Source organism: Massilia genomosp. 1, assembly GCF_011682185.1.
Taxonomy (GTDB): domain Bacteria; phylum Pseudomonadota; class Gammaproteobacteria; order Burkholderiales; family Burkholderiaceae_D; genus Telluria_A; species Telluria_A rubra.
Genome location: NZ_WHJF01000241.1, coordinates 1 through 2,029 on the forward strand (window position 1 = coordinate 1; position 2,029 = coordinate 2,029).

Annotated in this window: 3 protein-coding genes; all 3 read right to left on the reverse strand. The window is 45.1% G+C overall.

Annotated features, from left to right (window positions below; all coding sequences use genetic code 11):
* Positions 1 to 376 precede the first annotated feature (376 nt).
* The 3 genes from F1735_RS33200 to F1735_RS33210 all read right to left on the reverse strand — a co-directional run bounded on the left by F1735_RS33200 (position 377) and on the right by F1735_RS33210 (position 1,710).
* Complete coding sequence (locus F1735_RS33200; protein WP_167241222.1) at positions 377 to 571, reverse strand: hypothetical protein; 195 nt, start codon at positions 569 to 571, stop codon at positions 377 to 379.
* A 13-nt stretch (positions 572 to 584) separates the two neighbouring features.
* Positions 585 to 1,073, reverse strand: coding sequence for a hypothetical protein (locus F1735_RS33205; protein ID WP_167241223.1), 489 nt, complete (start codon positions 1,071 to 1,073; stop codon positions 585 to 587).
* Positions 1,074 to 1,275: 202 nt separating this feature from the next.
* Positions 1,276 to 1,710 carry a hypothetical protein gene (locus F1735_RS33210; RefSeq protein ID WP_222853163.1) on the reverse strand — a complete coding sequence of 145 codons (435 nt, stop codon included), beginning with the start codon at positions 1,708 to 1,710 and terminating at the stop codon, positions 1,276 to 1,278.
* Positions 1,711 to 2,029 lie beyond the last annotated feature (319 nt).

Below are 2,029 nucleotides of genomic sequence, written 5' to 3' on the forward strand. Positions count from 1 at the left end.
CCTTGTCGGCATGGGACAGCTTGGTCAGGTCGGCACGAGGTGGTTTCGGTGGCATGCCTACATGATGCGGCAATTGCCAAGAGTTTACAACTTTTGATTGCTCTGGTCATTCAGGCTGAACAGTTACGGGGCGCGTTAAGTCATTGAATGTAAACAGGTTTTCAGCACGGTCGGCACCGCGCGCAAGACTTGTGTATAACGAGGTGGGGTGAACCTGTCAAGCCATCGTCCAAACTGTCCACATAAACAGCATCAGCCAAAATCGCGTTGATAAAAATATCATGCATATTCATATATATCCTCTCAGATCAATTAATAACTTCGTATTTAATAAAAATTGTGCTAATTTCTTTCGGCTGGCATGTGCCGGAAAAGATCAACGGACGCCCTCCCTATCAGTTTCAAGGTGGCTGACCACGCTAAATTCTCTTGCCATAAACTTAGCCAGAGCTGGGGTCATTCGAAAGCTCAATGCCTTCTCCAATTTTGAACCTTCCAATCCATCTATTAACTTGGCAGCATATGAAGCATCAGCTAGAATTGCATTTATATATATATTGCGTAAATTCATAACAACTTTCCAATCAATTAACAATTTTATAATCAGTAAAAAGCATGCGATATTCTTCTGGTTGACAATCACCGCTAAAAATCAATGGAGTTCCGCCCTCGTTCAGCGGGAATGTTCTGGCCAGATATCCTTGACCCGCCCTGAAAATGGCGAAACTCAGCATCAATGAATGATCGCTTTCGCTAACGTAGTCCTCCATCCCCCGAGTCATGGGTAGCGCCTTACCATGAATTGGAATTTCCTTATGATCAATAAATATCAGTCGTGATCCTTTCATATTCTGCATATTCGGTGACTTGTAGATAACTTGATATTTGCACAACTCACTGAATTGCATAGCGCCAATAATTTCATCTGCCAGCGGCAGTGGCAATCCGAACATGACAATTATCATTGTGACCATTTTTTTATGCTGGACATCGATTAACCATGTGATCCCTCTTGCAATAACCAAAAGCACAATAATCCAGCCTAGCAGCAGTCCCAAATAAAAAAATCCCATTATTAAACACTCCGTTTATTGACGTAAATAACTACTCTTTTTTCAAACCGGAGATCGCCTCAAGGCTGATTGGGCCGACGACTGCCCACACTCAGAACCGCTAACGCTCACGCAAGCTCTCCTATCGGGAGTCCTGCACCGGCGCCCTTCGGCACCATCTACCAAATTATCCGCATAAGAAGCATCAGACAAAATCGCGCCCTTAAAGCTCGGGAGGCGGGACCGTGGAAGCGCCCGGCGGTAGAGACCAGAGTGCAATCTGTCGTACCGGTGCATTTTCCCCTCCGGTTTCGCGAAACCACCAGTTGATCATATCAACCACCTGTTTGCGGGCTACGCCGATGAATGCCAACGCAGCATCTGCCCCGAAATCTTGCAGGCCGTACGTGCCTTGAAATGAAATGTACACTTTGTCCGTCAAATCTTGCTTCCACATCGTCGCGTCGTATCCACTCCCAAGAGTATCACTGGATTCCACGTGGCTTAGGACGGTAAAGTCTTTTGAGATATACTCGACCAACAACGGACTCACTCGCTTACTCAGCGCATTTTCTAAACCTTCCCCTGTCAAACCGTCTTTCAAACCACGCGCATACGCCGCATCGGAAAGAATTGCGTTAATGAAAATATCATTCATATTCACAATGTAGCCTTGTTTTAATCAATAACTTCAAATTTTCTATAAAGCGTCGAATATTCAGCCGGGTAGCAAGTACTGTCAAATAGCAACGCGCCTCCGCCCTCTTGGAGGTAAAAATTTCTAGCCAAAAATCCTCCATCCGTGTCGAATACTACATACTTGATTAACACTGATTTATCTTTTTGGTTAATAGAGCCTCTTGCAAAACTAGCGGAACGGATGAAAATTGCTTGGCAGCGCAAGCGAAAAGGTGGGAGTGGGCGCCCATTTCTGGCATGATTTAGTTCTAACGCTTAATCAAAACGCCCACACCATG